Genomic DNA, 26614 nt, shown 5'->3' on the forward strand with positions numbered 1-26614 from the left:
TGCCTTTTCCAACGTTGGTTAAAACCAACGGCAATGAACATTTTGTATTTTCAAACAGCTTCTAAAACATTTCAAAATTAATTATAAAGCGGTATACCATTAAGTTCGATACAATAATCGGTAATCCAGGTGCCGGCCACATCAACATATAATATATTGGGCTTATTATTTTTATTGATGATACCACTTGTTACCCATGAATTAATTTTAGATGGCAAGTATTTATTTCCAAATTGAGCAAGGTCAATAATACTTTGATTGTTCTTAACCACATTGGTTAACAGCATTATGCCATTTAAAACCGGGTTTACCTTTTCATCCTCAAAATCATTACAGATCAAAGCCGCTTCATCGCTGCTTTGGGTTAACTGCCAGTCAAGCCGTACCAGATCATTTTTGTTAGTTCCGTCTTTCAGCGATGTAAAAAACAAGTCTTCTCTTGCCAGCAGCTTATCTATTTGGTTTGTAGCTGCGTAAGCACGGCGAAAGTTTAGAAAAGTTTTACCCTCATCGGCCATGGAATTGGAGTCGATCAACTTTTCGCGGTTGGCATACCCCTCAAAAGTGACAATCACTTTACCTGCCAGTTCGTTGAGCTTAATATCACCTATATTTTCTTTTGACTGATTGTTAAAGATCTTATCTTTTCCAAGAACGCTGAAAATGGTATCAGCTACATGATCTGCCGAGGCTTCTTTGGGACAAAAATGGCTAAATGTTATTATGATAAATTCCTTTTTATGCCTGTTAAGGAATGTTTTGACAGAATCAAGAATATCCTTAAACTGTTCACCGTATCCGCCTCCCATGGCTTCGGCCATACAATCTGACGAGCTGTGTTTGGTATAAATGGCATTATTGAATGCTCCTACCCGCAAATCAAACATCCTGATACCGGCATTTAATTGTTTCCCTATGTTTAGTTTTTGGGTTAGTGTATTACAGGGGTTGATGGAACTACTATGAATGCCACCAGTACCATTTAAGGCCGACATGCCGGCATCATGCGCGCCCGGAATAACAATATCCTTTAACGTAAGGTTACCCTTAGCCGGAAACAAGGTATCTTCCATCCAGCTCGCCGGGTTATAGTTGGTGAAATAGCTCAGGTAAAGTTTTTGATCCTCGCCCACAAAAGCCATGATAAACTTTTTGGCATCTACGTTACATATAGATACCGGGTAAGGGGTTTTAAAATAATCGGGAAGCTTATAGCCATTTACCGGCTTATTCTGCTCATGTTCTGAAGCATAATAAATAAAATTATCTTTTTTATACCCTTTCCACATATAAAACAAACGGGTAGTGTTAAAGGCATGATAAACCGCCGGGGCTACTTTGGTTTTTGATTTTTCTACAGCAATTCTTTTAGTCCAGGTTTTATCAGCGGCATTATAATCGGCATAAAATATGCCGTCATCGTTGGTATAACAGATGCGGGGCCGGTTATCAGATAAGGTAACTATAAAGGGGTAGTCTGAGCTTCGTTTATCAGCTATTGTTTCCAACACGGCAGGTTTAAACACGCCGTTTTCGTCTGCCTCAAGCAGTGCAACCATCATATCATTTTTATTATCAGCATGCGATGCGATCATTACCTTGCCACCAACCACTGTAGCTGTGATTCCAAGCTTTAACTTAGGCATGCCGCCAAAACTCACTGTATTGACTGTTTGCGTATTGAAAGTGGTATCACTGTTATTAATGAGATACTTTAACGAGCCATCGGTACCCAGCCAAAAGGCATAAATATGTTTATCGGTTACCCTGAGTACGGGAGCAAAAGCACTAACTTCAGTCCCTGCTGTAGCATCATGCTGCGAAAATTGAGTAGCGTATTGTTTACCAAGATAACATACATGGATAAGGCCCGTAGCCCCCGCCTCCTTCCAGGTGACAAAATATCGCCCTTTAAAATTGGTGATATCAATAGCCTTATCTGTACTGGCCGCAGGCAAAAAGTTTACAGGGGGGCTAAGACTTAAATTCTGCGCCCTTAATGCGCCTAAATTTAAGAAGATCAACATACAGGCAGATAGAGAAACGATCCTGAAAAATTCCATAATGCATAGGTTGAAGTTAAGAAAGGCAGAATAAAGTTTTTTTTTAAATAAAAAACCTACTGATTATTAACTATTTAAGTGAATTTATGATATTTTTATATAAAAACGAACCTATGACAAAAATCCTTACCACTTTTTTGTGCATTATCTTGTTTACGCAAGCTATTAAGGCCCAGGATGCCAACTATTGGTCATCAAGCTACAATCCTGCCGGTTTTTTAACTCCCGGCGCTGTAATAGCGTTTAACCGCGACAGCGGGGTAATGTTTTTGAACCCGGCATTACTGGCATACAGCACAAAAAGCACAGCTTCTATCAACGCATCTATTTACCAATACGGACGTATTAATATAAAAAACGGTGCAGGTACCGGGCTCGATCTTAAATCAACATCGACAAGCATTATCCCCCAAATGATCTCGGCAACGATATCATTAAAAGGCAAACACCCTTTTACTATCGGGTATGCGCTAACCCACAACCCGGTGATAAGCTACCGGGTTAACCAGCAGCGCGATGCCACATTTAATGTGCTTGATAATTCCTACAGCCCCGGCAACGAATATTTTCTGGGCCAGTACAAAAATGTAAACAGTATCAATGAAACCGCGGGCATTATCAGCGGGGGCTTTAAGGCGTCAGACCATTTCGCCATTGGAATAAGTGCCGAAGGCCAGATCCGGAAACAGGATTATGATTACGACGTAAGTTCAAGAGCATTGTATAATACCAGTGGTTTCGAACTTCCGCCTTTTGCAAATGTACAGGAGTCTTACACTGCAGGCTACTACAACGTAGGGATCAGGTTTAAAGGCGGATTTGCCTATGATAACGAAAAACACCATTTAGGCTTAACTTTATCGTCTCCCCTGCTGCATGTGACAGGCAGCGGGAGTATATTAAGCGACTACCAAAACAGTGATTTAATTATGCCCCAGGAAAAAGACACTGTAAATTTACTGGCCAATTCAAGACAGCGCAGCCTCAAAGTTAATTACAAAATGCCCTTTAGCGTTGCATTTGGCTATGCCTATGATTACAAAGGCGGCCAATTTTATATTGCGGCAGAGTATTTTGCCAGGGTTGGCGAATACAATATCATAACACCCAAAAATCAAAATTTTATAAAAGGAGTTGATAGCGGTGCCGATCTCCTGACTCCCGAGTTTTTGAAATTTAAAGATGCCCGTAAGTCGGTAACTAACTTTGGCATTGGTGCAAGCTATTTGCTTAAACCCGATTTAATGGGATACTTATCGTTTCACACCGATTTTAATAATATCAGCAAGGCCCTGTATAGTATAGATGATTCGGGCTACAGGTCAAACACCGGCAACTATAATATTTACCATTGCCAGGTAGGCACTAATGTAAAAAAGCGCAAGTTTAACCTGCGCACAGGCCTCCTGATTGCGTATGGCACAACCAACAAGTATTTGCAAACTGTAAATTTTGATAATCCTAACGAAGCTAATTATTTAAATGGCGATCCCGGATATACCAAAGCCTCACAATTTTCGGTTGGGCTAATGCTGTCATACATTCACAATCTGTAGTTAATTATTCAGCGTCGAGGAGGCGTTCAAAGCGCTTATCGGGTATAAACCAGGTTGTTGCCACTATTACATAAATCACAACACTGATAGTTGGGTTTAGCCAGGTGCATGCAATAGCAACAGCGTACAGTATTACAGAAACCTTTCCTTTAAAATCGCTGCCGAAAGCCTGTGCTAATAAGGAGTCTTCACCATGATGGCTGATAAGGGTTAGCGCTAAAATACGATAGGCTATCCCATTCATGATCAATACCACTCCGTAAAAAAACACAGGCCATTGGGTCAAATGGTTTTCACCCATCCAGGTGGTTACAAAAGGGATGAGTGACAACCAAAACAACAAGTGCAAATTGGCCCACAATATTTTTCCATTTACAGAGCGTACCGCCTGCATGGTATGGTGATGATTATTCCAGTAAATACCTACATATACAAAACTGAGCAGGTAACTTAAAAAAACAGGGATAAGCGGTTTTAAAGCCTCTAAATTTTCCTCATGCGGAACCTTCAATTCTAAAACCATAATAGTGATAATGATGGCTATTACGCCATCACTAAACGCTTCCAATCTGCCTTTACCTAATGCCATGTGCTAAATATAACATTATTTGGCAAAAGCCTTATAACGCTGCATAGCTTCAACAAAGTAATAATCGGCATAGGTTAATGGCACATCAACTTCGGTACCTGCCGGGAAATGGCCAACGCTATGTTTCAAAATAAACCCACCATTGGTATTCAAATCAGCTTTATATTGGGGTGCAGATAAATTTTTAATAATGGTTTGAGCTGTATTGAAATATTCCTGTCCGGTCTTTTTATCAACGTACCGGCAAAGCTCGAACAGGGCCGAAGCCATAACCGAAGCAGCCGAAGCATCGCGCAAAGCATTTGGGATATTTGACGCATTATAATCCCAATAAGGTATTTTATCGGCAGGCAGGTTTGGATTGGTCAATATAAAATGAGCTATGTTTTTTGCTTCTTCAAGATATTTTGGATCTTTTGTTTCGCGGTACATTACCGTGTAGCCATATAAACCCCATGATTGTCCCCTTGCCCATGCAGACTCATTTGCAAAGCCCTGTGCGGTTTTCTTTTCTTTCACTGCACCGGTTTGCTCATCGTAATTAATTACGTGATATGAGCTAAAATCGGGGCGAAAGTGATTTTTCATAGTGGTATTTGCATGCGTAACCGCTATTTTGTAAAAGCTGGAATCGCCGGTTACTTTTGTTGCATAAAACAGTAGTTCCAGGTTCATCATATTATCAATGATAACGATGTAGTCATTTGCTTTTGAATTCCATGAACGGATGCAACCAACAGTTGGGTTAAACCTGGTTGACAATGATTTGGCGCTGTTAACCAGAATCTCTTTATACCCGGCTTTTGGCTCAATACTGTTTGCTGTGCCGAAGCTACAGTACATCATAAAACCAAGGTCATGCGTTCCTTTATTGTACTGCTCTTTTTCAAGCCCTTTCAAATTTTTATTAGCCTCGTCAAGCAAAACAGCATCTTTAGTTTGCCGATATATATTTAACAACGTACCTGAATAAAAGCCGCTGCACCACCAGCTGCTATTACTTGTTTCAAACTTATCAGTGGTAGGGTGATATGTTTTCGGAAACTGGTCCGGGCCAAACTGTTTAGCCATGTATTTATATTGGACATCGGCGTCAGCAAAGTTTTTGTTGATGGCTACCAATATATCCTTTTGGGGCTTGAAGCTATTCTGCGAAAATGAATTGAGGCCAAGCGCTAATAAACATGCCGTAACTGTCGATTTGTAAAGGTATTTAAGTTTCATAGACTATATAACTGGTTGAAGTGCTTATGCAGGGCACAATTTTATTTATAAAAGTGCAGATTTTGCACGCACAAAAACAAGCGCCAACCAGGCATTTAGCTATATTTTTCTACTACATCGATGTAGTGAGGCTCAAATTTAGCGCCACCTACCCCATCCAAAGCAGGAGACTGCTTTGGAAAGCTTCAGTGGTTTTGTATTTACGTCCTTTACTTCATCAAAAACCCCATCACCATAGTTTCCATTAATGCCGGCTGCCTGTAAAAAATAATATGGTCAGAATTTGGAATGATAGCCAATTGTGCCAATGGCAGTAGTTTGTAAATACTTACAAAGCTTTCAACAGAATTATAACGGTCACGATCACCAGCGGCAACGAGAACCGGGCATTTAATGTTTTTTAGCTGTTCGGGAGTTACGGTAGTTTGGCTGATCCAGGCATGTTTCAGCAGCTCTACAAATTCGCCCCACCGTTCAGGCTCGGGCATAAGTTTTTTGCGCTCCCGTACAAAATCAGGAATATCACGTTCAAGTGAAGCGCCCGATAGTTGTTTTAGTTCATCCATTTCGCCTGGCCGGTAGCTTGCAGCTGAAGTGCTGCCGCCTGCAAATACCAATTTCTTCACCATATCGGGGTGTCGAATGGTAAGATCAAGGGCTGTCACCGCGCCATCACTGAAACCAATGAGTGCAACACTATCTTTAGTAACCTGCCGGATCACGGCGTAAGCATCATCCGACATCAGCTCATACGTATATGGCTTATGCCCTATTTCTGATTTTGTATGCCCGCGCGTTGCAATAGCTATCACCATAAAGTTTTTGCTCAGCACCGGGATCAGGTTTTCATATTCCGAAATTTCACCATAAAGCCCGCCGTGTAATAATACCAATGGTTTTCCTGTTCCGTAGGTTTCATAGTAAATGCGCGTTCCATCTTTCACTTTCACATAATTACCGGCAGCAGGATTGTTACCATAAGGAACATTTTGCGCCCTGACTGTAGCGGATGCAAAAAGCACCAGCATCATTAAAATCTTTTTCATAAAAGCATCAGTTAAAAGCTTTAACAACAAGGTTTTTGTAGGCTGCCCCGGGGCAGTTACCAAGCCAATACCCCACCGCTCCACTTTTTAATGAAGGATCAAGCCCGGCATAAACCATTGACGGTTTGGCTGCATTATCTACATAAACTTCCATTTTACTGCCTTGTACCACAACTTTGATATGGAACCATTTACTTTGCGGAAGTATAGCTTTGGCCTGATATTTTGTCGACTCATAATCCCACCAGTTAAATTCGGCCTTTTTTTCGGGCATGTATTGAATGGCATTAATAGTGCCGGATGATCCAGGCCTGAAATACACTGTTTCATAATGATGGGCATCACGGATACGAAAAGCCAGGCCCACAAACCCTCCTTTAGGTGTCATATCGGCTACATCCATTTCGATAATGCCATCCTTAAAATTTATGCCGGGCTTGTATGCCAGGCTTGCTGACTTGTAATTTTGAATTTTCCGCTTGATAAGTAACGCTTTTGTTCCTCCAAAACTTCCCAGTTCATAATCGAGGGTATCATTTTTAGGGATGATCCATTGTTTAGGGTTTACAACTGAAAGATTGTACAACCTGTATTGTTGCTGCGCATAAGTTTTTATAGCCGCAACCAGCAATAACATTAAGATGAAATTTTTCATGATAACGGGTTTATAATTATTGGGAGATGACAAGGTTTGCAAAATCGCCAGGCAAGCCTGATGACCAAAGGCCAATGAGCCCGCTACGGCGGTTATTCAATTTCTTAACCGTAAGCGATGGCTTAACCGAATGATCCACATATACAACTATATTGTTGGCATTTATGACAATACGGGCGTGAAACCAGGCAGTTGCCTCAGGAAATGGGTTCACCGCGTTTTCATAAACCAGAGGGTGTTCCTTGCGGAGCTTATCCCAGGGAAAATCAGGTTCGCTGATGTATTGCACCGTATGCTTGCGCCGCAAAGTATCATCTGATTGAAAATTAAAAGGACGAAAATAGATAACATCATTAGTTGTAGTATCTATACCATGAAAGGCTATGCCTAAAAAACTCTGTTGAAAAACATCTCTTCCGCGCAGGTCGATATCAACCGTACCTGTTTTAAAATCCACATTTTTAAGCCACAGAATACCATCTGAGGTAAGTCCCTTTTTACTGCCATCGGTAACTTCGGTAACAGTTTGGCGGGGATATGCTTTTATCAGTTTATTTCCCTTAAGCAGGCTGTTAATATCGTATGTAACTTTTTTCTGTTGGCTGTAACAAAAATTACTCCCAAGCGTCATGCTTAACAGGGCAATCAATAAAATCTTGTTGTTCATGGGTTTTAATTTAACTTTAATCAAAACTTGCAAATTGCCTTTATAATAAAGCACAAGGGGCATTTCAAGTTAAGTTCAAGTTTGTTCAAAGTATTTTAAGGATCTTTTAAAACCACATTATTACCTGTATACCAATGGAAAAGGAAAAACAATTGCTTTTGCTATGCCGGCAGCTTATTGAGCAAATGTTAAACTGGGGCGATAGTAGTGTTTGGGGCAACGATGATTTTGAGCAGCTAAGCCAGCAAATTTTTGATAAAACACGGGTTCAGCTCAGTGTATCAACTTTGAAAAGAATTTGGGGCAAGGTGCGCTATGAAAGCTTTCCCAATGCAGCCACCTTAAACGCCCTTGCTTGTTTCCTTGATTACACCAGCTGGCGCGATTTCAGGCAGCACCACCAGGTTAACGGAGTAGTTGAACATGCTGTTGAAATAATTGGCCCTGAAGCTCCGCAAACTACTACATCTCCCCAACCCCGTTTACGTTATGTATGGTTTGGAAGCGCACTATTACTGGTGCTTGGGGCGCTGTTTTTCATGAGCAGCAAACGCAATAAACCCGTTGACCCGGCTTCAATTAAATTCAGCAGTAAGAAAGTTTCTGACGATTTGCCTAACTCGGTGATATTTAATTACGATGTTTCGGCATTTCACTCCGATAGTGTTTTTATCCAACAGTCATGGGACCCTAACCGCCGCGAACAAGTTCCGGGTGATGGTAAACAGTTTACCTCAATTTACTACGAGCCAGGTTATTTTATAGCGAAGCTGATTGTAGATAAGCATGTAAAAAAGGAAACATCGGTATTTATTAAAACCAAGGGATGGAAAGGTATCCTTGATCATGAGCCGGTACCTGTTTATCTTTCGGCAGAGGAAATTAAAGGAAAAGGCTTTATGGGAGTTGACGCCAAATTGATTCAGCAAAAATCAGGTACACCCGTTTTTAATAATACCTGGGTAAAATTCGCCAACATCCGCGAATTTCCGGGCATCAATGCCGATAACTTTACAATGGATTGCACTTTGCGCAATACTTCAACACCAGGCCAATCCGCCTGCGCCAGGGCCGATCTTACTATCTTAGGCAACGGGACCGCAATCGTTATCCCCATAGTTAACACGGGCTGTATCTCCGATATAGGTATTTTGACCGGCACAGACTGGGTTAGTGGCAAAGATCATGACTTAAGCGCTTTTGGTACCGATATGTCTCAGTTTCAAAATCTGCGTTGTAGTGTAAAAGACCATTTTCTGAGGATCTACCTTAATAACAAGCAAATCTTTGAATACAAGCAAGCCCAAACCATGGGTCGAATAGTAGGAATCCGGTTTGAGTTTGAAGGCCCCGGAGAGGTTAAGCAATATAAACTGGAAACCCCGGGAGGCTCTGTTTATGAGGAGCAGTTTTAGGAAATAGGATGTAAAAACATCCGCACTACTCATTGGCTTCAACAAGAAGTTTATCAACAAGTATTTGTGATATCCGAAAATTAGTTTTTTGAATAAGGTCAAGATAGGGCCGAATTAACGGCACCACATTTTGTTGTTTGGCATAAAGCAGCACCCCAACTGAACCTTTAACAGAAATACCTCTTTGTTCGGCAAGCTTTCGGGCAGCCCGATCGTCCGTCAATAAATAATCACATTTAACTTCAGTAGCCAAAGCAATTGCACTTGCTTCACCCGGATCAACAAGTTCTTTTATTTGATTTTGCAAATCTTGATTTTGAACCTGCTGAATATACACCCAATCAGGCAACGTTTTACCATATTCATTTGCTATCTCTGGTGTGGTAATTACCTTTGCAAACAAAATTGAAAGCAAATGCAGGGCATTGATTTTATCCAAGATAATAAAGCAGCTTGCATCGGTAATTACAACGACACCTTCAATCACAATCTAAATCTGCTTTTATACTTGGATCGAGATAACTAACCCCAAAGTTGATGAGGATTTCTGCGAAATCCCATTTTTTCATACTGCACATCTCAGCAGCTTGCGCTAAAGACAACTTACCCGCTTCATAAAGTTTAGCAGCAATAAGACGAACTGTTTCGTCGTGTTCTTTTTCCAACGCTTCAGGAACTTGTAATATCATCGTTGTCATGATATAAAGATAAGCATTATTGAAATCTCATTAAACAAATACACTCCAGAAACTACAGCAACTTTTAATTTACCGAATTATCCTGTACCTTAATATCATATCCCTGTACAAGCAAATCACTTGCGCTTGCTATAAAAGGCCTGATAAATTGCTCTATCTTAGCATAAGCATCCTGTATTGCTCCATCATCCTGCGGGTCAAAAACAAGTTCGTTCAGGCTGCTGACCGGCTTATTATCGCCATGGTGTACATCGGCAATTAAAAATATGCCTTTAGCATCGCTCCCCAGGCCAGGATGATTAGGTTCGGTTTGTGCGTTAATGGCAAATATCAACCCGTAATCGTCGTCAGAAATATTTTTCAAAACAGTGATTTCCAACACAAGGCAAAACGCGCCATTATCGCTGTAACATTGCTGCGTGTACTGGCATTTGATCAGGTCCTGAAAATCGTTTTCGGCCTTTAGTCTTATTTGCTCGTATAAATCAAAAACTGCTTCAAATAAATCCATAATGAGGTGTTAGTCGGATAATCCAAAACAAACATAACTATCTCCCGACTTACTTCCAATTTTTCCTCCACCGCAGGCTATAACTACGTATTGTTTACCATCAATTGAATACGTTGCAGGCGTAGCATAGCCCGCTGCCGGTAACTGAGCTTCCCAAACTACTTTGCCGGTACGTTTATCAAATGCGCGAATCTTTTCATCCTTGGTTGCTGCAATAAATATGAGGCCTCCCTTTGTAACAACCGGACCACCATAGTTTTCTGTGCCGGTTACCGGGATTCCCTTTTTAGTTAACTCGCTAAACTCGCCCAGTGGTACCTTCCAAAGCAATTTACCGGATGTTAGGTCAACGGCGTTAAGTGTACCCCAGGGCGGTTTTATACCAGGATATCCATCCTTATCTAAGAAGCGGTTATAACCGTTCATGGTATAGGGTGCTTCATCAATCATTTTCTTTTCCGTTGCCGAGCTTACAGCACGATTACCGGTTGGCTCTTTGGCTATTTCTTTAGCTCCTTTTGCTTCAGGAATTTTGAGCAGAAAGGCCATCAGGTTTTCCTTATCTGCAGGCGAAATTTGTTTAAACGATGGCATCATGTTGCGGCCGCTTGCAATAATGCCACTTAGCTGGCTGGCAGAGTATTTTTTGCCGATGTTTACCAGCGATGGATATGAGGTTCCGTTGCCTTTAAGTTCGGTCCCATGACAGCCAATGCAATTGGTGTTATATACCACGTGGCCCAGTGCCTGCGGCGATTGGTCGTCATTATTTGTTTTCGGCACTTCTATCATCACTTGTGCCCAAGGCAGTTCAGAGCAGTTTACATACAGGATATTGCTTTCCGGGTCAACAGCGGCACCACCCCACTCGCCCCCTCCGTCAAAACCGGGGAAGATCCAGCCACCTTCTTTACTTGGCGGTGTAAACATAATACGGTTTTTAACCTGGTTATATTTGGCCAGCATTTCCTGGTGCACTTCAGGCGTACGATCAGTAACATCCTCCGGATTAAAATTTTGCCGGGCAAACGGCTGGGGTAAAGTTGGGATTGGCTGGGTTGGCCATACCTCTTCGCCGGGCAGGGCCTTAGTTGGTACAGGAGTTTCAACTATAGGAAAAATTGGCTTGCCGGTAGTCCTGTCAAACATAAATACGTACCCGTGCTTGGTGATCTGCGTTACGGCATCTATTTTTTTGCCATCTTTAATAATAGTTACCAGGTTAGGGTTGGCCGGCAAATCGCGGTCCCAAAGATCATGATGCACAAATTGGTAATACCACTTCAGCTTACCTGTAGATGCATCAAGCGCCAGCAATGAATTGGCGAACAAATTTTGCCCTTTCCTGAACCCGCCATAAAAATCACCGCCAACGGAACCTGTAGGAATATATACTATTCCCCGCTTTTCATCCAACGCCATGCCCGACCAGTTATTGGCCCCGCCAAATTTTTTGTAGGCAGCAGTATCCTTCCATGTATCATAGCCAACTTCGCCAGGATGAGGGATGGTATGGAAGATCCAACGCAACTTCCCAGTACGGGCATCATATGCACGCACATGCCCCGGGGCAGCATCTGCCGACTCAGAAACGCGGTCGCCCACAATTAGTACATCTTTATAAACTACGCCAGGCGTAGTACCTGCCACAAACGATTTGGTGTCCCTATCCAGATTTTTGGTAAGATCGATATACCCTCCCTTACCAAATGAGCGTACCGGAGTACCATTTTCCGCATCTATGGCCCATGTTTTGGCACCTACGCTATAGAAGATTCTTTTTTCACCGCCATCATCATTTTGCCAGTAAATTACGCCCCGGCTCACTTTATAATAAGCCATTGGGTCGCCGTTATTGGTGGTATCATCTTTTGCAGGATCGAACAGCCACTTTTGTTGTCCTGTTGCAGCATTTAAGGCAAACAACTTTAGTTTTGGGCTGGTACCATACAAAATGCCGTTAACCATAATGGGGTTACACTGATTTTGACTGCGGTTGGCCGTATCCTTATCAGCCGTGCTAAAAGTCCATAATTGCTTTAGCTTATTTACATTGCTTAGCGTGATCTCCTCATTTGATGAATATCGCAATCCCTCCTTTGAGCCGGCATAAGCCGGCCAGCCGCTGTAAGGATCATTGTTATGCTGATTTTTACAGGACGTATAAATACCTGCCACAAAACACAGGGCTATAAAATACCGGGGATTAATCATTTATTAGGTAATATTGGTTTTAAGGTTGTTTATCAGGATTCGATACTTTCTAAATGTATGAATAAAATTTATTTTATACTTATCCCGATTACTTACGCATACACGTATAAATAGAAAATGCCATGGTTATAACCATGGCATTTTCTATTTATACTTTAAGACCTTAAGATAAGGTTATCGCTATTTCTTCACCAAACTAACGGGTTCAACTTCCTGGCTTAATAATTTGCCAAATAGTTCCCAGCGTTTAGCCGGAGCTTTAGCAGTACCTCCATTTGATTCGATATAGTTTTTCACGAGGTCCTGGCCGTAATTGTAATTGATAACATAGCTACGGTATTTTTTGATAAAGCTGAGGGATTTCTGTGCCGTTTCATCATTCATGAGACAATATTTTTTAAGATAGGACAATGCTTTATCCTGGCTCATGGTATTATTGATCAGTCCTCTTGCAGCTTCGTTGCGGGCATAGTTTAAAGTACCTTTTATGGCAAGGGCCCTGAAGTACAAATCGGCACCCGCCGTATCTAAACCAGCCAGCGGCAACAATACATTTTTAGCAAATTTGATTTTATCGTCACCAGGAAAGGCTACTTCAATACCATAATTGGCACTGCCTTCGGCAATCAACGACTGCGGACTAAACAGCGGGTATAACGAAATTTCTACCCATCCTTTATCGTGATAAAGGTTTTTCTCCAGCAACATATTGTAAACGTGGTGCCCCGGGTAACTTTCATGGCTTCCTACATCGATAGCACGATCAATAAAAACTTTCAGATCGGTATTAATCTGCACGGTGCTTTTATAGCCCCCCTTATACCAGTTGTAACCCGACCATGGTTTATTTGTAACATACTCTAAGGTAAACGTTTCGCCAGCCGGCAATTGATAATGGGCAATGGTACGCTTGCGCGCCTCGGCAATGGCGGCTTTGATAACCGGGTCCAATTTATCTTTAGGTATAATGAATTTATTGGCCAGTTTTTGAAATCTGTCGTTAACATTGCCTTTGCCCGGTAAAATACTATCCAGCAAGGCTATTTGTCCTTTAAAAAAATCGTCGGTATAAACGGGTGCGGCTACACCAAATAACTCCCGCGATTCTTCATCAAAAGGCCTCTCCTCTCCCGAAAAAATCCGGATCCGGCGACTAAATGCAACCAACTGATCGGCCATCCAGTTAGCCCGAATTTTATTAGTATCAATTTTTGTAGTATTGGCTACCGTACGCAGGTCATTCATCAAGCTGTTTGCCGAAGCCAGCAGACTATCCTTAGGGAAAGTTTTAAGTGGCTCCTGTTTAGGCTTCAATGAATCGGGCCCGTAATATGCATCTACAAAATCGCCGTCGTATTGCCCTATGGTTAGGCCAAGTTTCACATATTCAACGGCAAGGCTATTAAGTTTTTTATTTTCGAGCTTTTGCGCCGGATCGTGTCCGCATGAAAACAATAATAACAAAGGAGCAAAAAACAGTAGTTTTTTCATGACGAATAATCTTGTGCGGGTAAATGTGGCGCAAGATAACAATTCCATTTGTTATACGCGGAATGAGCGCCTTAACAGACCGTTGGGTAAAACTATTATGGTTTCCTAAACGAGTTAATATTATAGGTTACCCCTACTGCCACACCTGTTGATTGTAATTTGATATCAGAATATCCAACCCCCGAAATGGGTACTTTCATATATGGCTGCACGCTTATCCCAAAGTTTGAGTTTATTTTATGCTCATACGTAGCGTTAATATTGACAATGCTTAAAAGGTATCCTTTGCTGTTAGGCACAGTATAGGTTTGCGGCCATGCAGCGCTGTTAGTACCATCGGCATAGTTGTAAGTATACTTTTCATGCAGCATAAGGTATGATGACAAACCTGTGCCTACCGACAATTTATTACGGAAATTACCATAAACCTGGTAACCTATATTAATAGGGATATCAAGCATTTTACAATCGGCAGTTACGTCGGTTGGATCATGTTTAAAGGTATACGCTGTACGATAATTGGCAAAACTTGTATTGTAAGGCTTTGACGAATAAACAACGCCACTTGTGATAGTGAGTTTTTTAGTAGCACCGAATGAAAGCAACAAACCATAGTTGCTGCCAACTTTACCCTGAAAAGAGTTTGTACCATTAACATCAGATGAGGCCAGCGCGGTAATAGCCCATTGCGGCCGGTAGCCAAAACCCTGTTTGGTTATTTTTTTATCCGGTTTGGATGCCGTTGCGGCAACAGGTTGTATTTCAATATTGGTTTTAAAATCGGGCACTGCTAAAGGAGTTGACTGAATATTAAGCGCTAACGATCTGTTTGCCAATAAATTTAAAACAGGAGCATCGTTATCTGAAAGATTAGCGTTTGCTATCAGATCTGTGTGCCTTGCCATGATCGTATCATGACCAGTAAGGGCCTTTTTATTTATACCTGTAACTGCATGGTTAGTATTTCCGTTAGGCGTTAAAACATTTTGACCAGCGCCAGCACGATTGCCGGGATTACCGCTCGCTGCTATGTTGTTGCTTGCCGGCGGTATAGCTTTGATACTATCTACCGCTTGAGGCTGCTGTACAACAGGATTGTTAGTATCTGGATTTGTTTTAGGGGTAACAGGTTTAACTTTAACTTGTTGCTGACTGGCCGAATTGTTATCCTGTACGTTGGGCTTTAAAAATAACCATCCCAAGAACAACAGTAACATAGCCGCTATCCCGCTGGCAATAGGCAACCAGTAAACGATTCCACGGCGTTTTTTGCCCTTGTCAAGCATTTGCTCAAGCGCATCCCAGTCATCCTCGTTAAACGCGCGATGATTTGCCGGATCCTCCAGTCGCTTCTTAAAAATGTTATCTAAATCCTCTTCGCTTTTCATCCTCTGATACCATTATTAAAAAAAGTGCTTCTTACATCTATTCGTATGCCGTTGTAGGCCACAATCGGGTTAATATCCATACCCCTGTTGTAATTGGTTTTATTAGCAGTTTCCTCTGCTTTTAATATCATTTGTTTTAGTTTGTGCCGTGCTTTATGCAGGTTTGACTTAGAAGTTCCCGGGCTGATATTTAACATTTCGCCTATCTCCTCGTGCGAGTATCCATCAATTGCAAAAAGGTTAAACACAGTACGATATGCCTGCGGTAACTGCTGAACCATGGCAAGCAAATCTTCATAGTTTAAGTTTTTATCGGTGAGGTCGCCCTCGCTTACGTTTTCTGCCTTTTCCAGATCTTCGGTATAGGCCATTTTTAAATTGGCCCTATAATAATCGATAGACACATTCATCATGATCCTGCCGATCCATGCTTTAAACGGCCTTGACGTGTCAAACCTGTTAATATGGGTAAATACTTTCATAAAACCCTGGTTCATAACCTCTGCAGCCTCGTCGCGGTTACCTGCATAACGGAGACAAATGCCCATAGAGAAGCCATAAAACGCCTTATAAAGCATTTTCTGACTTTTTCTATCTTGCTTTACGCAACCATTGATCAGTTGATGTAACTCTTCTTCGCCCATATGGGGTTTTATAAACTCAGAATCAAACGCATAAATTTAACCTAATCTACGCACATCACGGCAACTAATATTAAAAGGTTGCCTGCTGCATAAAATATTTTTATTTTTTCTCAAACCCGGGCAAAGCCATCGTCAATTTCACATCTATCGGGAGTATGTATACAAAATATGTACAAGTTGATACCCGCTAACTAAATCATTATTCAATAATGATATTTTTGATGCCGAAGGCAACTGATACGTACGTTTATAACGTAATGTTTCTATATAAAATCCCTGGCTATTTTAAAAGCCTTTTATGAGAATCGATATAAACCCAAACTTCCCGATTAACAATTGTAAAATTTGCGGGATACGCCCGGTAGTTGAACAAACTAAAGATCGCTGGACCATCCTATGCCCTAACCCAACCTGCCGAAATTCTGTTTCTGATAAAATTGTTAATGTACCGGCATGGAATAAACAAAATCCATAATATTTTTTCCGTTTACTTATTTCAAGGCAACCATACCCAATGCATGTACGATATGTATTATAAAGGGAAGTGACAGATCCCTCATACTATATACTACTAATACTACTGCTGCATGGTACCAGTGTCTGTTGTGATCATTACTAAAAACGAGGCCGCCCTAATTGAGCATTGCATAAAAATGTGCCGTTTAATTACCGATGATATTGTTGTGATTGATAATGACAGTACCGACGGTACCCCGGCTGTTGCCTCCCATTATGGCTGCAGGGTATTTCAAAAAAGCTGGAGCGGGTATGGTGCAAACAAAAACAAAGGAATAGCGCAGGCAAGCTATAATTGGATTTTAAGTATTGATGCCGATGAAGTACCAGACACGGAGCTCGTAAATTCGCTTCATAATTTAAACTTTGATAAGGCCAATGTTGTTTACGACATTAAATTCAAATCATATTTTGGTAAAAAACTGATCCGCTTTGGAAATTGGGGAAACGACCATCACCTGCGTTTGTTTAACCGTGCATTAGTAAAATGGGGCGAAACTGAGGTTCACGAAACATTGCTTTTACCTCCCCATATAGAAATCAAAAGTTTGTCAGGCTATATTCACCATCATTCAGTAACCGACATTGACGACTTTAAATATAAAGCAATTCACTACGCCCAGCTAAGTGCTGCTAAGTATTTCAAAGCCGGAAAAAAAGCTACATTTATCAAGCTGCATTTATCCCCTGTTTTTGGCTTTTTACGTAACTATATTATCAGGCTTGGCTTTTTGGACGGAGCCGAGGGATTGGCCATAGCGCGCGTCATTTATAAAAACACACGCCTTAAGTACACCTATCTTAAACAATATAAAGAGCTCGCTCAAAAACAAGATACCTATCGTAATGAGCTGGTTATAGAACAGGCTTAGTTAAAACCTGCCTGTAAAATTGCAGTGTTTGCCGCGCCACAATATCTATATCAAAATATTGTTTCACTTTTTCATTACCTGCTAAGGCAAGCTTCATTCGTTTTTCGAGATTATTAAGCAGCATAATAATTGAAGATGCCAACATCTCAATATTGTCGGGATCTATCAAAATTCCGTTAATACCATCATCAATCAATTCAGGGCCAGAGGTGCGGTTTGAATTAACCACCGCCGTGCCGCAAGCCATTGCCTCTAATGGTGCCAATGCAAAGGCTTCGGCATACGAAGGGAATACGGCTACAGCCGATTTAGCTAAACAATCATACAATTCTTGCTTATCAACATGACCGTTAAATACAACATTACTTTTTGAGTGTCCCTGCAAAAAAGCTGATACTTTACCCGCGGGCCCTTTACCAAGTATCAATAACCGTGCATCCGGGATTTCATTTACAACAATATTCCAAGCTTTTGCCAGCTGAAAAATACCTTTTTTAGGTACAAGGCTACCGGTAAATACCACCTGTTTGTTATCGCGCATGGCCTCATTTTTAACAATAGTACTTGTATCAATACCATTATATAATACCTTGATTGATTTGTTGTATGACAGGTAAGCAGCGCTTTTTACGGCGGTATAGGTACTTGCGCTGCTTACAGCTGCTGCCCGGTTCAAAATATCCTGTTCCATTTTCAAAACATGGCGACCAACCGGTTTCCCGGCTTCGGTATTAAAGTAGGTGATAGAACCATTCAATTTAACAACCACAGGAACGGGCAATGCCGGAAAACGCACATATGAGTGGCAAAACCTGATGTAATCATTATAGTCCGGCATTTCAACAATATCAATCTGCTCTGAAGCAATAATCTGTTCCAGTTTTTTTTGATAGCCAGCCAAACTCCTTCTGATATCCCGTTGGGTCATGCCGGTATCCAGCAGTATTCTGTTAACTATTCGCGTGCCTATACCCTGCTGATTTTCGAACAATTTGCCATCAATTCCCCATCGGTACCTGAAAACTTTTACACCGTTATCCTCAAATTGATCTTGGCCCCCATAGCCGCGGCTATACAACCCTGCAACTATTACTTTGTTGCCCAGCTTTACCATTTGCTGTGCCATCAGCCGCACATAGGTACCAATACCGCCATGCGGCCCGGGAGGATATTCATCGCACAGGTATAAAATGTTCATTGCGCTAAAAATTGTTTACTATTTTGAATAGTATGCCTGCTTAGCTGTTTTGTAACCACGGCTATTATAAGATAAAGGATCATCGCTAATAAAAGCTTCAGCAAAAAATGTACGTTCATAGAAGCTGTTATAAACCAACCAGCCAATGCCGCAGGGAGCAAGATTAAAAATGGACGTAAACTGATATCCATTACATGTTTATTTACAAGCCGGTAATAAAGCACAGCTTGTAATGCATTGGTAATTAAAAATGCCACAGCCGAGCCAACGCCTTTAAACAGCGGGATCAATATCAGGTTAAGGCCAATATTTGTAATAGCACAGGTTACAGTAACAGATGATACCGCCTTATACTTTTTAACGCTGAAACTTAGCGACCAAAGCAGGTTTATAAAAAACTGCAGGGGTATACACAGCGATAATATTGAAAACTCGGCAGCATTGGCAGCCCCGTATTTGCCGCCGGTTATAGTACCAACCACCGGTGTCCAGAGTATGTTAAAAACAAGCGGCAGCAGCATGGCCAATAACAGTTCGGCAGTATTGAAAGCGTTTACCTGCTGCTGCAGTTGGTTAGATGGTTTTGAAGCCATGAGCCGGGATAACCGCGGTAAAATAACCGGCGCTATAATAAGCATGGGCAGCCGGGTAAGCTCATAAGCCCGGTAGGCAAAACTATAATCGGCCAAAATTGCTTTGCTTGCCATAAAACCCAGCAACAGCCAATCCATCCGCGAAAGGCTCATATCAAATATCACAGATATATATTGCGCTGTAGCCTCTTTAATGAGTTTTTTATAAGCCTGAAAACGAAATTTAAAACTAAAACTGGTTTGGGTAACAACATAAATAAGCAATGCCAGCAACTCGGCACCGGCGGTACATATCATTATAATAATAATGGAATGAACCTGAATTTGATGGACCGCAACAAGATAAAATGCACCGCAAACCCGTAAACTGTTACTGATAATGGCAATAACTCCATAAGGTGTAAATTTTTCTTTTGCATTTAAAAACTGCTTTAACGGAATGCCCAGAAAAAGCAAGCCTTGTGCCATGAAAAACCAGGGTAATAAGCGATAAACATCACCTTTTAATACTATGCTTAGCAGCGATAACACGGTTAGGGTTAAAAAAAAAGCGGCAAGTGAGTGAAACAAAAATGCCGCTGCTGCCCAATCCGATCTGCGGGAGGCTGCTATGCGGCGAATCACCACCTGCTCCAATCCAAATCCAAGGATGGTAGTAATAAATATTGATAAGGCATTCATCCAGCTTATGGTGCCAAAGCTGTCTTTACTCAGGTAAACAGAAATCACATAAAAAAAAATACTGCCAAGCACCTGCAGGGCCAAGGCCTGCAAACCCGATGAAAAAAACCTGATGAACGCTTTACTCCTGAGCAACGCTGTATGTTATTTATACCCTTATACTATTGTTTTTACAGACCGGTTGCCTGCAACTTTTTATACCCTGGCTAAATATCTGCATATATCGGCATAATAACGAGGCAACCATTCCATTTTTTGACACGTAACCCCTTTAAACAAAACATTTGAAATCAGGCCCGCAAAACCGGGAACAGAGATCGATAAATACTGTGAAATAATGACTATCAGCTTGCCGGGGTTTGATATTAAGAAATGGAAAAATTATGCCGATTGGCGGCTACTGCTATTCTTGCTGCTGTTTATTAACGTGCACATTCCACTTAAGATAGCGGCACTGCTTTTTGTTTACTTAACGCAGTTTAATTTCAAGTTTGGCTTTAAACTGTTTAATTCAAGAATACCGCTGTTTTACATTCTCGTTTTCCCGATAGCTGTTATTGCGGCTATCATTAACCGAAATTTCTTTAATGTTTATTATATCCCCGTTTTTGGCTGGGCATTGATATGCTGGGCATTGGCCTTATTGGCAGTTCACCAGGTTAAACTGATGGTTGATAAAACAGATGCCGAAACCATTTACCGCACATTGGTGATCTTCTTTATCATAAACGCAGTGTTTTCGGCAGCTAACCTGCTGCACATTATGTGGATCATCAAAAGCATTAACCCTTACGCATACATGGGGATGCACCAGCGTTACTTTATTAATACAGGCGATGACGTAATGGGGCTTAGCTTCGATATTTCATCAACCAATGCCGTTCTCTGCGCATTTGGCGTATTTTATTTTATTTACAAGGGCAACCTGGCCATGATGATCGTATGCATGAGCACACTGGTACTCACCTATAGTAACCTCATCAGTATTTTGTTTCTGCTAATCCTGACATTCATATTTATTTTCAAAACCACGCGCAGTCAAAAAAGCATGATCGTGGTGGCATTGATGATCTACATCGTTTCCATGGCTAAAATATCGCCACAAAACGGTAAGTACCTTAACGAGGTAACGGCAAGTGCATTGCGTGAAAACCGTCCCGAAAAACAAATTAAAACGGTAAACAATACGGCATCTGATGTAAACAGTTTACTAATAAGCAAAGAGGAAAATCGCCGTAAATTTGCACAACACTACCTGGACAGCCTGAGCGTGTTAAAGGCAAGGCAGGAAAAACTGACTGAGCTTGACAAAAAGATAAAAGGGCTGCCGCTTACTGATTACGGCAGGCTGTACATTCCCGAACCCAATACCCACTTTGCCGAATTTTACAACATTGGACAAGTAACTCCCGACAGGCAACAATTAATTGATTGCATTGCCATTCATTGGGCTCAATTACCGCTTTGCCACGTTGAACCTTTTATGCCCGCCCTACCGGGCAAGATCACAGCTGCTGCACAAACATTCAACTATTTCGTTACTAATCCATTGCAAAGTATAGCCGGCCTGGGAGCAGGAAACTTCTCATCTAAAATAGCCTTCAGGGCGGCCGGTGCCGGCATTAGGGGCGATTACCCCAAAAACTACGTTTATATCAACCCTGCGTTTATGGGCAACCATTTTGACCTGTACCTAAGTTTTTTCAGTAAAAATGCGGAGTTCCGTTCGGTACGGAATAATCCTTACTCAACCTACGATCAGATGCTAAGCGAATATGGGATCATGGGTTTACTGGCCCTTATCATTTTTTACATCGGTTTTTTTGCACGGCATTATAAACAAATCAGCTATGGCTTGCCTATAATCATGATGGTTGCAGGTATATTTTTTCTTGATTACTGGTTTGAGCAGCTCTCGGTACTGATAATTTTTGAACTGATGTTATTCCTCAACATAAAAGAAACAACTGCCTCTAATTTGAAAACAAAAACTACAGTGCCGGAGGAACTTACTTATGCATGATCCTCAAATTACTGTTTTAATGCCTGCCTATAATGCCGGCAAATATATCCGCGAAGCAATTGCCTCTGTGCTTGAACAATCGTTTACTGATTTTGAACTGCTCATTGTAAATGACGGCTCAACTGATGATACACTTGACATCATCAAATCATTTAACGACGAGCGCATAGTTATTTTAAACCAGGAAAATAAGGGCGTTGCAGCAGCGCTTAACAACGGTTTACGTTATGCCCGGGCTCCGTACATTGCTCGTTTTGATGCTGATGACGTATGCTATCATTACCGCCTGCAGGTTCAGTATGATTTCATTAAGTCGCACCCATATTATACCATAATAGGGTCGGGAGTTGATTATAACGATGTTCACGGCGACCTGATTTTCACTTGGCAGCCTGATGCTTTGAGCCATAACGAGATCCGTCAGCTTAGTTATAAAATTTGCCCCTTTATTCATTCAAGTGTATTTTATAAACGCGATGCTGTTTTAAATGCCGGTGGCTATAATGAACTGGCCTATACTTTTGAAGATCATTTTTTATGGGCTGATATCCTTAGGCACGAAAAGGCTTTTAACCTTAACCAACCACTTATTAAAGTGAGGCTCAATGCCGAATCAATTACAATTGATGAAAAATGGCGAACTGGCAAATTCAGGAAGATCAAGTACCGCACCTTACGTAAGCTAAGCATTACCGAAACTGAAGGAAAACAGCTATCCGAGATCGGGATCAAACAATTATCGCCGCGTATTAAGGAAGGCGCTTATTACGCCTTGCTGGGTAAAAAATACTTATGGAATAATTATCAGCCTGAAAAGGCAAGGAAAAACCTCATCAAAACCCTATACATCAGCCCGCTTCATGTAAAAAATTATCTTTTACTGGTGATGTCGTTTTTGCCCGAACGCACGCTGAACAGGTTATACCAATTAGGTAAAGGTAATTTCCACTTAGCCGGAGCCGAACTGCCAACCGCTGTACTAAATCAAAAGGAGTTGAACTATGGCAGCTAAAAAGATAAAACTGTTTGTTGATGCCCACTCCTTCGACAAGGAATTTCAAGGGGCGCAGACTTTTATACGTGAGTTATATAATCACTTGCTGGCCGAACGACCAGACCTGGATATTTATATCGGGGCCCGCGATACTGCTAATATCCGCAAACAGTTTCCACTGCTTCCGGTACAAAACATATTGCCTTATAAGAACAGGGGAGTTAATATTCTGCGTTTCATTTTTGACATCCCTGCTTATATCAAAAAATACGGTTTTGATTTTGCGCACTTCCAGTATATCAGCCCTAAAAAAATAGCAGGCTGCCAGTACATCGTCACCATGCACGATATGCTTTTTAACGATTTCAGGAAGGATTTCCCTATTCTGTTCAGCGTACCGCGCAATTATCTTTTTGGCCGCAGCATCAAAAATGCGGATATCAAAACCACCGTATCCAACTATTCAAAAGATCGTATTTGCAACTATTACCAGATCCCGGCAAACGATGTACACATTATTCAAAACGGGGTGAGCAAATCTTTGCTGCAATACCAGTCCTCAAAACGTGAGGCCGAAGATTGGGTGGCGGAGAAATTCGGCATCCGCAATTTCATCCTGTATACCAGCCGTATTGAACCTCGAAAAAACCATCTTTTATTGCTGCAAAAGTATCTGGACTTAAAGCTTTATGAGAAAGGCGTTAGCCTGGTGTTCATCGGCAAGGCATCTATAAAAACACCCGGATTAACCAAACTCATCAGGAGCCTTAGGCCTGAGCAAAAACAATTTTTCCGGTGGATCCCGCAAGCCGAGCAGGCCGATCTTGCCGCGTTTTATCGAGCCTGCAGGCTTTTCGTGTATCCGTCAAAAGCAGAAGGTTTTGGTATTCCGCCGCTTGAAGCCGCAATTTGCGGTGCCCCGGTACTGTGTTCGTCAGAAACAGCCATGAAAAATTTCGGCTTTTTTGCACCGTACACTTTCAACCCTGCCAACCAAACAGATTTTGAGCAGAAACTGGCTTTTGCCGTGCAGCAACCTCCCGGTTATGCCTTTACCGGCCGGGTGGCACAACACGTTGAGCAGCAGTATCACTGGCAAAAAAGCAGTGTGATATTTTACAACTTACTACAAGCAAACTTTCATTGTCATGAAACTAAAAATAGCGATCTTAGGCACGCGGGGCATCCCGAACTACTATGGCGGGTTTGAGCATATTTCCGAGTATGTATCGGCCGGTTTAGTAAAAAAAGGGCACTCGGTTACTGTTTATAATTCGCATAACCACCCTTACAAAGCCGATACCTGGAATGGTGTTAACATTGTACATTGCTATGATCCGGAATACCTTGTAGGTACTGCCGGGCAATTTGCCTATGACTTTAACTGCCTGATGGATGCGCGCAAACGCAAATTTGATGTAGTACTGCTTATGGGTTATACCAGCAGTTCGGTTTGGGGACATTTGTACCCGCCAAACAGCGTGATCATTACCAATATGGACGGACTGGAGTGGAAACGCTCTAAATACTCAAAACCTGTACAAAAATTCCTGAAGTATGCCGAAAAACTGGCTGTAAAACATAGTCAGTATTATATTTCTGACTCAAGGGTGATCAGATCATACCTGAAAGATAAGTACGAAGTTGAGAGCCGGTATATCCCCTACGGTGCTGACCTTTTTTCGGAACAGGAACGCGAGCAGTTTGACAAAAGCGAAGTGCTTAAGGAAGACTACTTTTTACTAATGGCCCGCATGGAGCCGGAAAATAACATCGAAACCATTTTAGAAGGCTTTAACAGCAGCTCGTCAAAAAAAAGCTTTATGGTTTTGGGCGATACCAGCAACCGCTTTGGCAAATTCATAACCCACAGGTTTAAAAACGACGACCGGATTCAATTTAAAGGTGCCAATTTTGATAACTCGGTTGTGCGTGCACTCCAAAACAACAGTTACCTGTATTTTCACGGGCATAGCGTTGGCGGTACTAATCCGTCGTTACTTGAAGCCATGGCCAGCGAAGCACTGATTGCCGCCCATAACAACCCTTTCAATAAATCGGTATTAAATTCGGATGCATTCTATTTTGATAATGCCAATGAGGTTCGCCACCTGGTTGAGAATGTGCAGCGTAAGGATACAGAACTCGAGATGGTAAAGAACAACCTTTACAAAATACAATACCTGTTTAATTGGGATGTAGTGATCAGCGATTATGAAGATTTTATAGTGGAATGTTACCGCAAACAACATGGAGAAACTATTAATGCCCGATGATACGCTGAACAACAGGATAAGCTATTACCTGCTTATGCTACTGCTGCTGAGCCTGCCGTTTGATATGTTTTACAGCCACTTGTTGTTAATAGGTTTAGCATTGCACACTATTGTTCAAATTCAAAAAAGCACCATTAAACCATTATTAACCAGCACTAACTTTGCTTTGGCAGCTGTTTTTTTGGTGACCCTGTTAAGCACTATTTACAGCACAAATAAACCGCGGGCTTTTACAGAGTTAGGCAGGCAGGTCACTATTTTGCTTATTCCGCTGATTTTTTGCTTTAACCCGCTCGATATAAAAAAATACAGGCACAATCTGTTGCTGGTATTTTCCCTGGGATGTGTTGCTACTATCGGGTATCTTTTTTTACAGGCGTTAATTACTATCAGATATTATCATTTACCGTTAAAGGTTTTAGTGTCACCGGCATTTACCAATCACAACTTTTCGGAGCCGCTGGATATTCACGCCACATTTTTTTCTATGCAAATAGTTTTAGCCTTAGTTTATCTTATATATGTGTTTATAAAAGAGAAATCAGCAAAGCGTCGGATATTTTATTTGTTATGTTGTTGTTTACTGGCGGCAGGTATTATTCAGCTTAGTTCAAAGTCAATATTCGTAGCGATAGTGATTATTCTGAATGTGGTTATTCCGTGGTTTATGTTAAGGGGACGGATACGTTTAAAATATATAACCATAGTTACGTCGTTATTTATTGCAGTAATAGCAGGTATTTTCACAATGCGCGCCTTCCGCGACAGGTACGTTACCGAATTAAGAAAAGACCTTAGCAAATCAACCGGACCCGAACTTACGGATCCAAGGCTCGCGCGCTGGGGCGTAGCTATAGCTATAGGTTCAGAATCACCGGTTATAGGACATGGTGCAGGCACGGAGGTGGGTTTACTAAAAGATCCTTTTTTTGATCACCAGTTTTACCGATCATATTTGGCCGGATTAAACGCCCACAATCAGTTTATTAGCTTCTTTATTAAATCGGGGATCACCGGCTTACTCGTTTACCTTTTTGCGTTAATGTTTGGCATCAGGGCAGCTATCACCAGGCGCGACTTGATGCTGATGGCTTTTATGGTTGTTGTAATTGCTGTTTCCTTATCCGAAAACTTTTTAGACGTAGATAAGGGCATCTTTTTTTACAGTGTGTTTTTTTCATTATTAATATTTTCCACAAGCGCCCAACAAACTGAAAACCAAGCTAAAAATATTGTGTAACTACTTTGTTGGCAGGCAACCAAAGCCATAAGCGATACGTCATCATTATATATACAAAGA

At 41.5% G+C, this 26614-nt stretch carries 24 protein-coding genes; 9 read left to right on the forward strand and 15 right to left on the reverse strand.

From position 1 onward, the window contains the following. Nucleotides 1-77: 77 nt before the first annotated feature. Nucleotides 78-2063 carry a phosphatidylinositol-specific phospholipase C domain-containing protein gene (locus MTO98_RS19770; RefSeq protein WP_243480711.1) on the reverse strand — a complete coding sequence of 662 codons (1986 nt, stop codon included), beginning with the start codon at nt 2061-2063 and terminating at the stop codon, nt 78-80. A gap of 113 nt (nt 2064-2176) precedes the next feature. Between MTO98_RS19770 and MTO98_RS19775 the strand changes: the two genes are divergently transcribed. Beyond that, on the forward strand, nt 2177-3619 hold the full coding sequence (locus MTO98_RS19775; RefSeq protein WP_243480713.1) for a hypothetical protein: 1443 nt from the start codon (nt 2177-2179) through the stop codon (nt 3617-3619). A 4-nt stretch (nt 3620-3623) separates the two neighbouring features. Here the strand turns inward: MTO98_RS19775 and MTO98_RS19780 are convergent, their stop codons facing one another. From MTO98_RS19780 to MTO98_RS19800, 5 genes are all read right to left on the reverse strand, one after another. Further along, nucleotides 3624-4208 carry a TMEM175 family protein gene (locus tag MTO98_RS19780; RefSeq protein ID WP_243480714.1) on the reverse strand — a complete coding sequence of 195 codons (585 nt, stop codon included), beginning with the start codon at nt 4206-4208 and terminating at the stop codon, nt 3624-3626. A gap of 15 nt (nt 4209-4223) precedes the next feature. Then, the gene (locus MTO98_RS19785) at nt 4224-5432 is read right to left on the reverse strand and encodes a glycoside hydrolase family 88 protein (protein WP_243480715.1); all 1209 of its coding nucleotides are present in this window, start codon (nt 5430-5432) and stop codon (nt 4224-4226) included. 209 nt (nt 5433-5641) lie between these two features. Further along, the gene (locus MTO98_RS19790) at nt 5642-6478 is read right to left on the reverse strand and encodes an alpha/beta fold hydrolase (RefSeq protein ID WP_243480716.1); all 837 of its coding nucleotides are present in this window, start codon (nt 6476-6478) and stop codon (nt 5642-5644) included. A 7-nt stretch (nt 6479-6485) separates the two neighbouring features. Then, a complete protein-coding gene (locus tag MTO98_RS19795; protein ID WP_243480717.1) occupies nt 6486-7133 on the reverse strand; it encodes a LamG domain-containing protein in 648 nt (215 codons plus the stop codon). A gap of 16 nt (nt 7134-7149) precedes the next feature. Next, complete coding sequence (locus tag MTO98_RS19800; protein ID WP_243480718.1) at nt 7150-7800, reverse strand: hypothetical protein; 651 nt, start codon at nt 7798-7800, stop codon at nt 7150-7152. 134 nt (nt 7801-7934) lie between these two features. Here MTO98_RS19800 and MTO98_RS19805 point away from each other — a divergent pair, with 134 nt between their 5' ends. Then, nucleotides 7935-9215: a hypothetical protein gene (locus MTO98_RS19805; RefSeq protein ID WP_243480719.1), complete on the forward strand. Its 1281-nt coding sequence runs from the start codon at nt 7935-7937 to the stop codon at nt 9213-9215. Nucleotides 9216-9240: 25 nt separating this feature from the next. On the opposite strand, the gene MTO98_RS19810 is transcribed toward MTO98_RS19805, so the two are convergent. From MTO98_RS19810 to MTO98_RS19840, 7 genes are all read right to left on the reverse strand, one after another. Then, nucleotides 9241-9702: a DUF3368 domain-containing protein gene (locus MTO98_RS19810; protein ID WP_243480720.1), complete on the reverse strand. Its 462-nt coding sequence runs from the start codon at nt 9700-9702 to the stop codon at nt 9241-9243. Beyond that, a complete protein-coding gene (locus MTO98_RS19815; RefSeq protein WP_243480721.1) occupies nt 9695-9913 on the reverse strand; it encodes a UPF0175 family protein in 219 nt (72 codons plus the stop codon). The genes MTO98_RS19810 and MTO98_RS19815 overlap by 8 nt, the downstream gene beginning before the upstream one ends. A 64-nt stretch (nt 9914-9977) precedes the next feature. After that, nucleotides 9978-10424: a hypothetical protein gene (locus MTO98_RS19820; RefSeq protein WP_243480722.1), complete on the reverse strand. Its 447-nt coding sequence runs from the start codon at nt 10422-10424 to the stop codon at nt 9978-9980. Nucleotides 10425-10433: 9 nt separating this feature from the next. Further along, on the reverse strand, nt 10434-12638 hold the full coding sequence (locus MTO98_RS19825) for a PQQ-binding-like beta-propeller repeat protein (protein WP_243480723.1): 2205 nt from the start codon (nt 12636-12638) through the stop codon (nt 10434-10436). A gap of 180 nt (nt 12639-12818) precedes the next feature. After that, the gene (locus tag MTO98_RS19830; RefSeq protein ID WP_243480724.1) at nt 12819-14129 is read right to left on the reverse strand and encodes a hypothetical protein; all 1311 of its coding nucleotides are present in this window, start codon (nt 14127-14129) and stop codon (nt 12819-12821) included. A gap of 95 nt (nt 14130-14224) precedes the next feature. Continuing rightward, complete coding sequence (locus tag MTO98_RS19835) at nt 14225-15517, reverse strand: hypothetical protein (protein ID WP_243480725.1); 1293 nt, start codon at nt 15515-15517, stop codon at nt 14225-14227. After that, nucleotides 15514-16161 carry an RNA polymerase sigma factor gene (locus MTO98_RS19840; RefSeq protein ID WP_243480726.1) on the reverse strand — a complete coding sequence of 216 codons (648 nt, stop codon included), beginning with the start codon at nt 16159-16161 and terminating at the stop codon, nt 15514-15516. Before MTO98_RS19840 ends, MTO98_RS19835 begins: the two co-directional genes overlap by 4 nt. Nucleotides 16162-16459: 298 nt before the next feature. Here MTO98_RS19840 and MTO98_RS19845 point away from each other — a divergent pair, with 298 nt between their 5' ends. Continuing rightward, nucleotides 16460-16636: a hypothetical protein gene (locus MTO98_RS19845; protein ID WP_243480727.1), complete on the forward strand. Its 177-nt coding sequence runs from the start codon at nt 16460-16462 to the stop codon at nt 16634-16636. 112 nt (nt 16637-16748) lie between these two features. Beyond that, on the forward strand, nt 16749-17549 hold the full coding sequence (locus tag MTO98_RS19850; protein WP_243480728.1) for a glycosyltransferase family 2 protein: 801 nt from the start codon (nt 16749-16751) through the stop codon (nt 17547-17549). Here the strand turns inward: MTO98_RS19850 and MTO98_RS19855 are convergent. Together MTO98_RS19855 and MTO98_RS19860 are read right to left on the reverse strand one after the other, a co-directional pair. Continuing rightward, nucleotides 17533-18747 (reverse strand): glycosyltransferase family 4 protein, encoded by a 1215-nt coding sequence (locus MTO98_RS19855; RefSeq protein WP_243480729.1) that lies wholly within the window; start codon nt 18745-18747, stop codon nt 17533-17535. The genes MTO98_RS19850 and MTO98_RS19855 overlap by 17 nt on opposite strands. Next, on the reverse strand, nt 18744-20156 hold the full coding sequence (locus MTO98_RS19860) for a polysaccharide biosynthesis C-terminal domain-containing protein (protein ID WP_243480730.1): 1413 nt from the start codon (nt 20154-20156) through the stop codon (nt 18744-18746). Before MTO98_RS19860 ends, MTO98_RS19855 begins: the two co-directional genes overlap by 4 nt. A 202-nt stretch (nt 20157-20358) precedes the next feature. Here MTO98_RS19860 and MTO98_RS19865 point away from each other — a divergent pair, with 202 nt between their 5' ends. The 5 genes from MTO98_RS19865 to MTO98_RS19885 are packed head-to-tail and all read left to right on the forward strand — an operon-like array spanning nt 20359 to nt 26554. Then, on the forward strand, nt 20359-22044 hold the full coding sequence (locus MTO98_RS19865; RefSeq protein WP_243480731.1) for a hypothetical protein: 1686 nt from the start codon (nt 20359-20361) through the stop codon (nt 22042-22044). Beyond that, on the forward strand, nt 22037-23056 hold the full coding sequence (locus MTO98_RS19870; RefSeq protein ID WP_243480732.1) for a glycosyltransferase: 1020 nt from the start codon (nt 22037-22039) through the stop codon (nt 23054-23056). Before MTO98_RS19865 ends, MTO98_RS19870 begins: the two co-directional genes overlap by 8 nt. Continuing rightward, nucleotides 23046-24248 carry a glycosyltransferase family 1 protein gene (locus MTO98_RS19875; protein WP_243480733.1) on the forward strand — a complete coding sequence of 401 codons (1203 nt, stop codon included), beginning with the start codon at nt 23046-23048 and terminating at the stop codon, nt 24246-24248. Before MTO98_RS19870 ends, MTO98_RS19875 begins: the two co-directional genes overlap by 11 nt. After that, the gene (locus tag MTO98_RS19880) at nt 24187-25314 is read left to right on the forward strand and encodes a DUF1972 domain-containing protein (RefSeq protein WP_243480734.1); all 1128 of its coding nucleotides are present in this window, start codon (nt 24187-24189) and stop codon (nt 25312-25314) included. The genes MTO98_RS19875 and MTO98_RS19880 overlap by 62 nt, the downstream gene beginning before the upstream one ends. Beyond that, nucleotides 25289-26554, forward strand: coding sequence for an O-antigen ligase (locus tag MTO98_RS19885; RefSeq protein WP_243480735.1), 1266 nt, complete (start codon nt 25289-25291; stop codon nt 26552-26554). The genes MTO98_RS19880 and MTO98_RS19885 overlap by 26 nt, the downstream gene beginning before the upstream one ends. The last annotated feature ends 60 nt before the right edge of the window (nt 26555-26614 follow it).

The organism is Mucilaginibacter sp. SMC90 (genome assembly GCF_022811725.1).
Classification (GTDB): Bacteria; Bacteroidota; Bacteroidia; order Sphingobacteriales; family Sphingobacteriaceae; genus Mucilaginibacter.

Excerpts from the sequence above, each read along its gene's own strand:
- MTO98_RS19770 (WP_243480711.1), bottom strand. The coding sequence starts at position 2,063 with ATGGAATTTTTCAGGATCGTTTCTCTATCTGCCTGTATGTTGATCTTC.
- MTO98_RS19775 (WP_243480713.1), top strand. The coding sequence starts at position 2,177 with ATGACAAAAATCCTTACCACTTTTTTGTGCATTATCTTGTTTACGCAA.
- MTO98_RS19780 (WP_243480714.1), bottom strand. The coding sequence starts at position 4,208 with ATGGCATTAGGTAAAGGCAGATTGGAAGCGTTTAGTGATGGCGTAATA.
- MTO98_RS19785 (WP_243480715.1), bottom strand. The coding sequence starts at position 5,432 with ATGAAACTTAAATACCTTTACAAATCGACAGTTACGGCATGTTTATTA.
- MTO98_RS19790 (WP_243480716.1), bottom strand. The coding sequence starts at position 6,478 with ATGAAAAAGATTTTAATGATGCTGGTGCTTTTTGCATCCGCTACAGTC.
- MTO98_RS19795 (WP_243480717.1), bottom strand. The coding sequence starts at position 7,133 with ATGAAAAATTTCATCTTAATGTTATTGCTGGTTGCGGCTATAAAAACT.
- MTO98_RS19800 (WP_243480718.1), bottom strand. The coding sequence starts at position 7,800 with ATGAACAACAAGATTTTATTGATTGCCCTGTTAAGCATGACGCTTGGG.
- MTO98_RS19805 (WP_243480719.1), top strand. The coding sequence starts at position 7,935 with ATGGAAAAGGAAAAACAATTGCTTTTGCTATGCCGGCAGCTTATTGAG.
- MTO98_RS19815 (WP_243480721.1), bottom strand. The coding sequence starts at position 9,913 with ATGACAACGATGATATTACAAGTTCCTGAAGCGTTGGAAAAAGAACAC.
- MTO98_RS19820 (WP_243480722.1), bottom strand. The coding sequence starts at position 10,424 with ATGGATTTATTTGAAGCAGTTTTTGATTTATACGAGCAAATAAGACTA.
- MTO98_RS19825 (WP_243480723.1), bottom strand. The coding sequence starts at position 12,638 with ATGATTAATCCCCGGTATTTTATAGCCCTGTGTTTTGTGGCAGGTATT.
- MTO98_RS19830 (WP_243480724.1), bottom strand. The coding sequence starts at position 14,129 with ATGAAAAAACTACTGTTTTTTGCTCCTTTGTTATTATTGTTTTCATGC.
- MTO98_RS19835 (WP_243480725.1), bottom strand. The coding sequence starts at position 15,517 with ATGAAAAGCGAAGAGGATTTAGATAACATTTTTAAGAAGCGACTGGAG.
- MTO98_RS19840 (WP_243480726.1), bottom strand. The coding sequence starts at position 16,161 with ATGGGCGAAGAAGAGTTACATCAACTGATCAATGGTTGCGTAAAGCAA.
- MTO98_RS19845 (WP_243480727.1), top strand. The coding sequence starts at position 16,460 with ATGAGAATCGATATAAACCCAAACTTCCCGATTAACAATTGTAAAATT.
- MTO98_RS19850 (WP_243480728.1), top strand. The coding sequence starts at position 16,749 with ATGGTACCAGTGTCTGTTGTGATCATTACTAAAAACGAGGCCGCCCTA.
- MTO98_RS19855 (WP_243480729.1), bottom strand. The coding sequence starts at position 18,747 with ATGAACATTTTATACCTGTGCGATGAATATCCTCCCGGGCCGCATGGC.
- MTO98_RS19865 (WP_243480731.1), top strand. The coding sequence starts at position 20,359 with ATGACTATCAGCTTGCCGGGGTTTGATATTAAGAAATGGAAAAATTAT.
- MTO98_RS19870 (WP_243480732.1), top strand. The coding sequence starts at position 22,037 with ATGCATGATCCTCAAATTACTGTTTTAATGCCTGCCTATAATGCCGGC.
- MTO98_RS19875 (WP_243480733.1), top strand. The coding sequence starts at position 23,046 with ATGGCAGCTAAAAAGATAAAACTGTTTGTTGATGCCCACTCCTTCGAC.
- MTO98_RS19880 (WP_243480734.1), top strand. The coding sequence starts at position 24,187 with ATGAAACTAAAAATAGCGATCTTAGGCACGCGGGGCATCCCGAACTAC.
- MTO98_RS19885 (WP_243480735.1), top strand. The coding sequence starts at position 25,289 with ATGGAGAAACTATTAATGCCCGATGATACGCTGAACAACAGGATAAGC.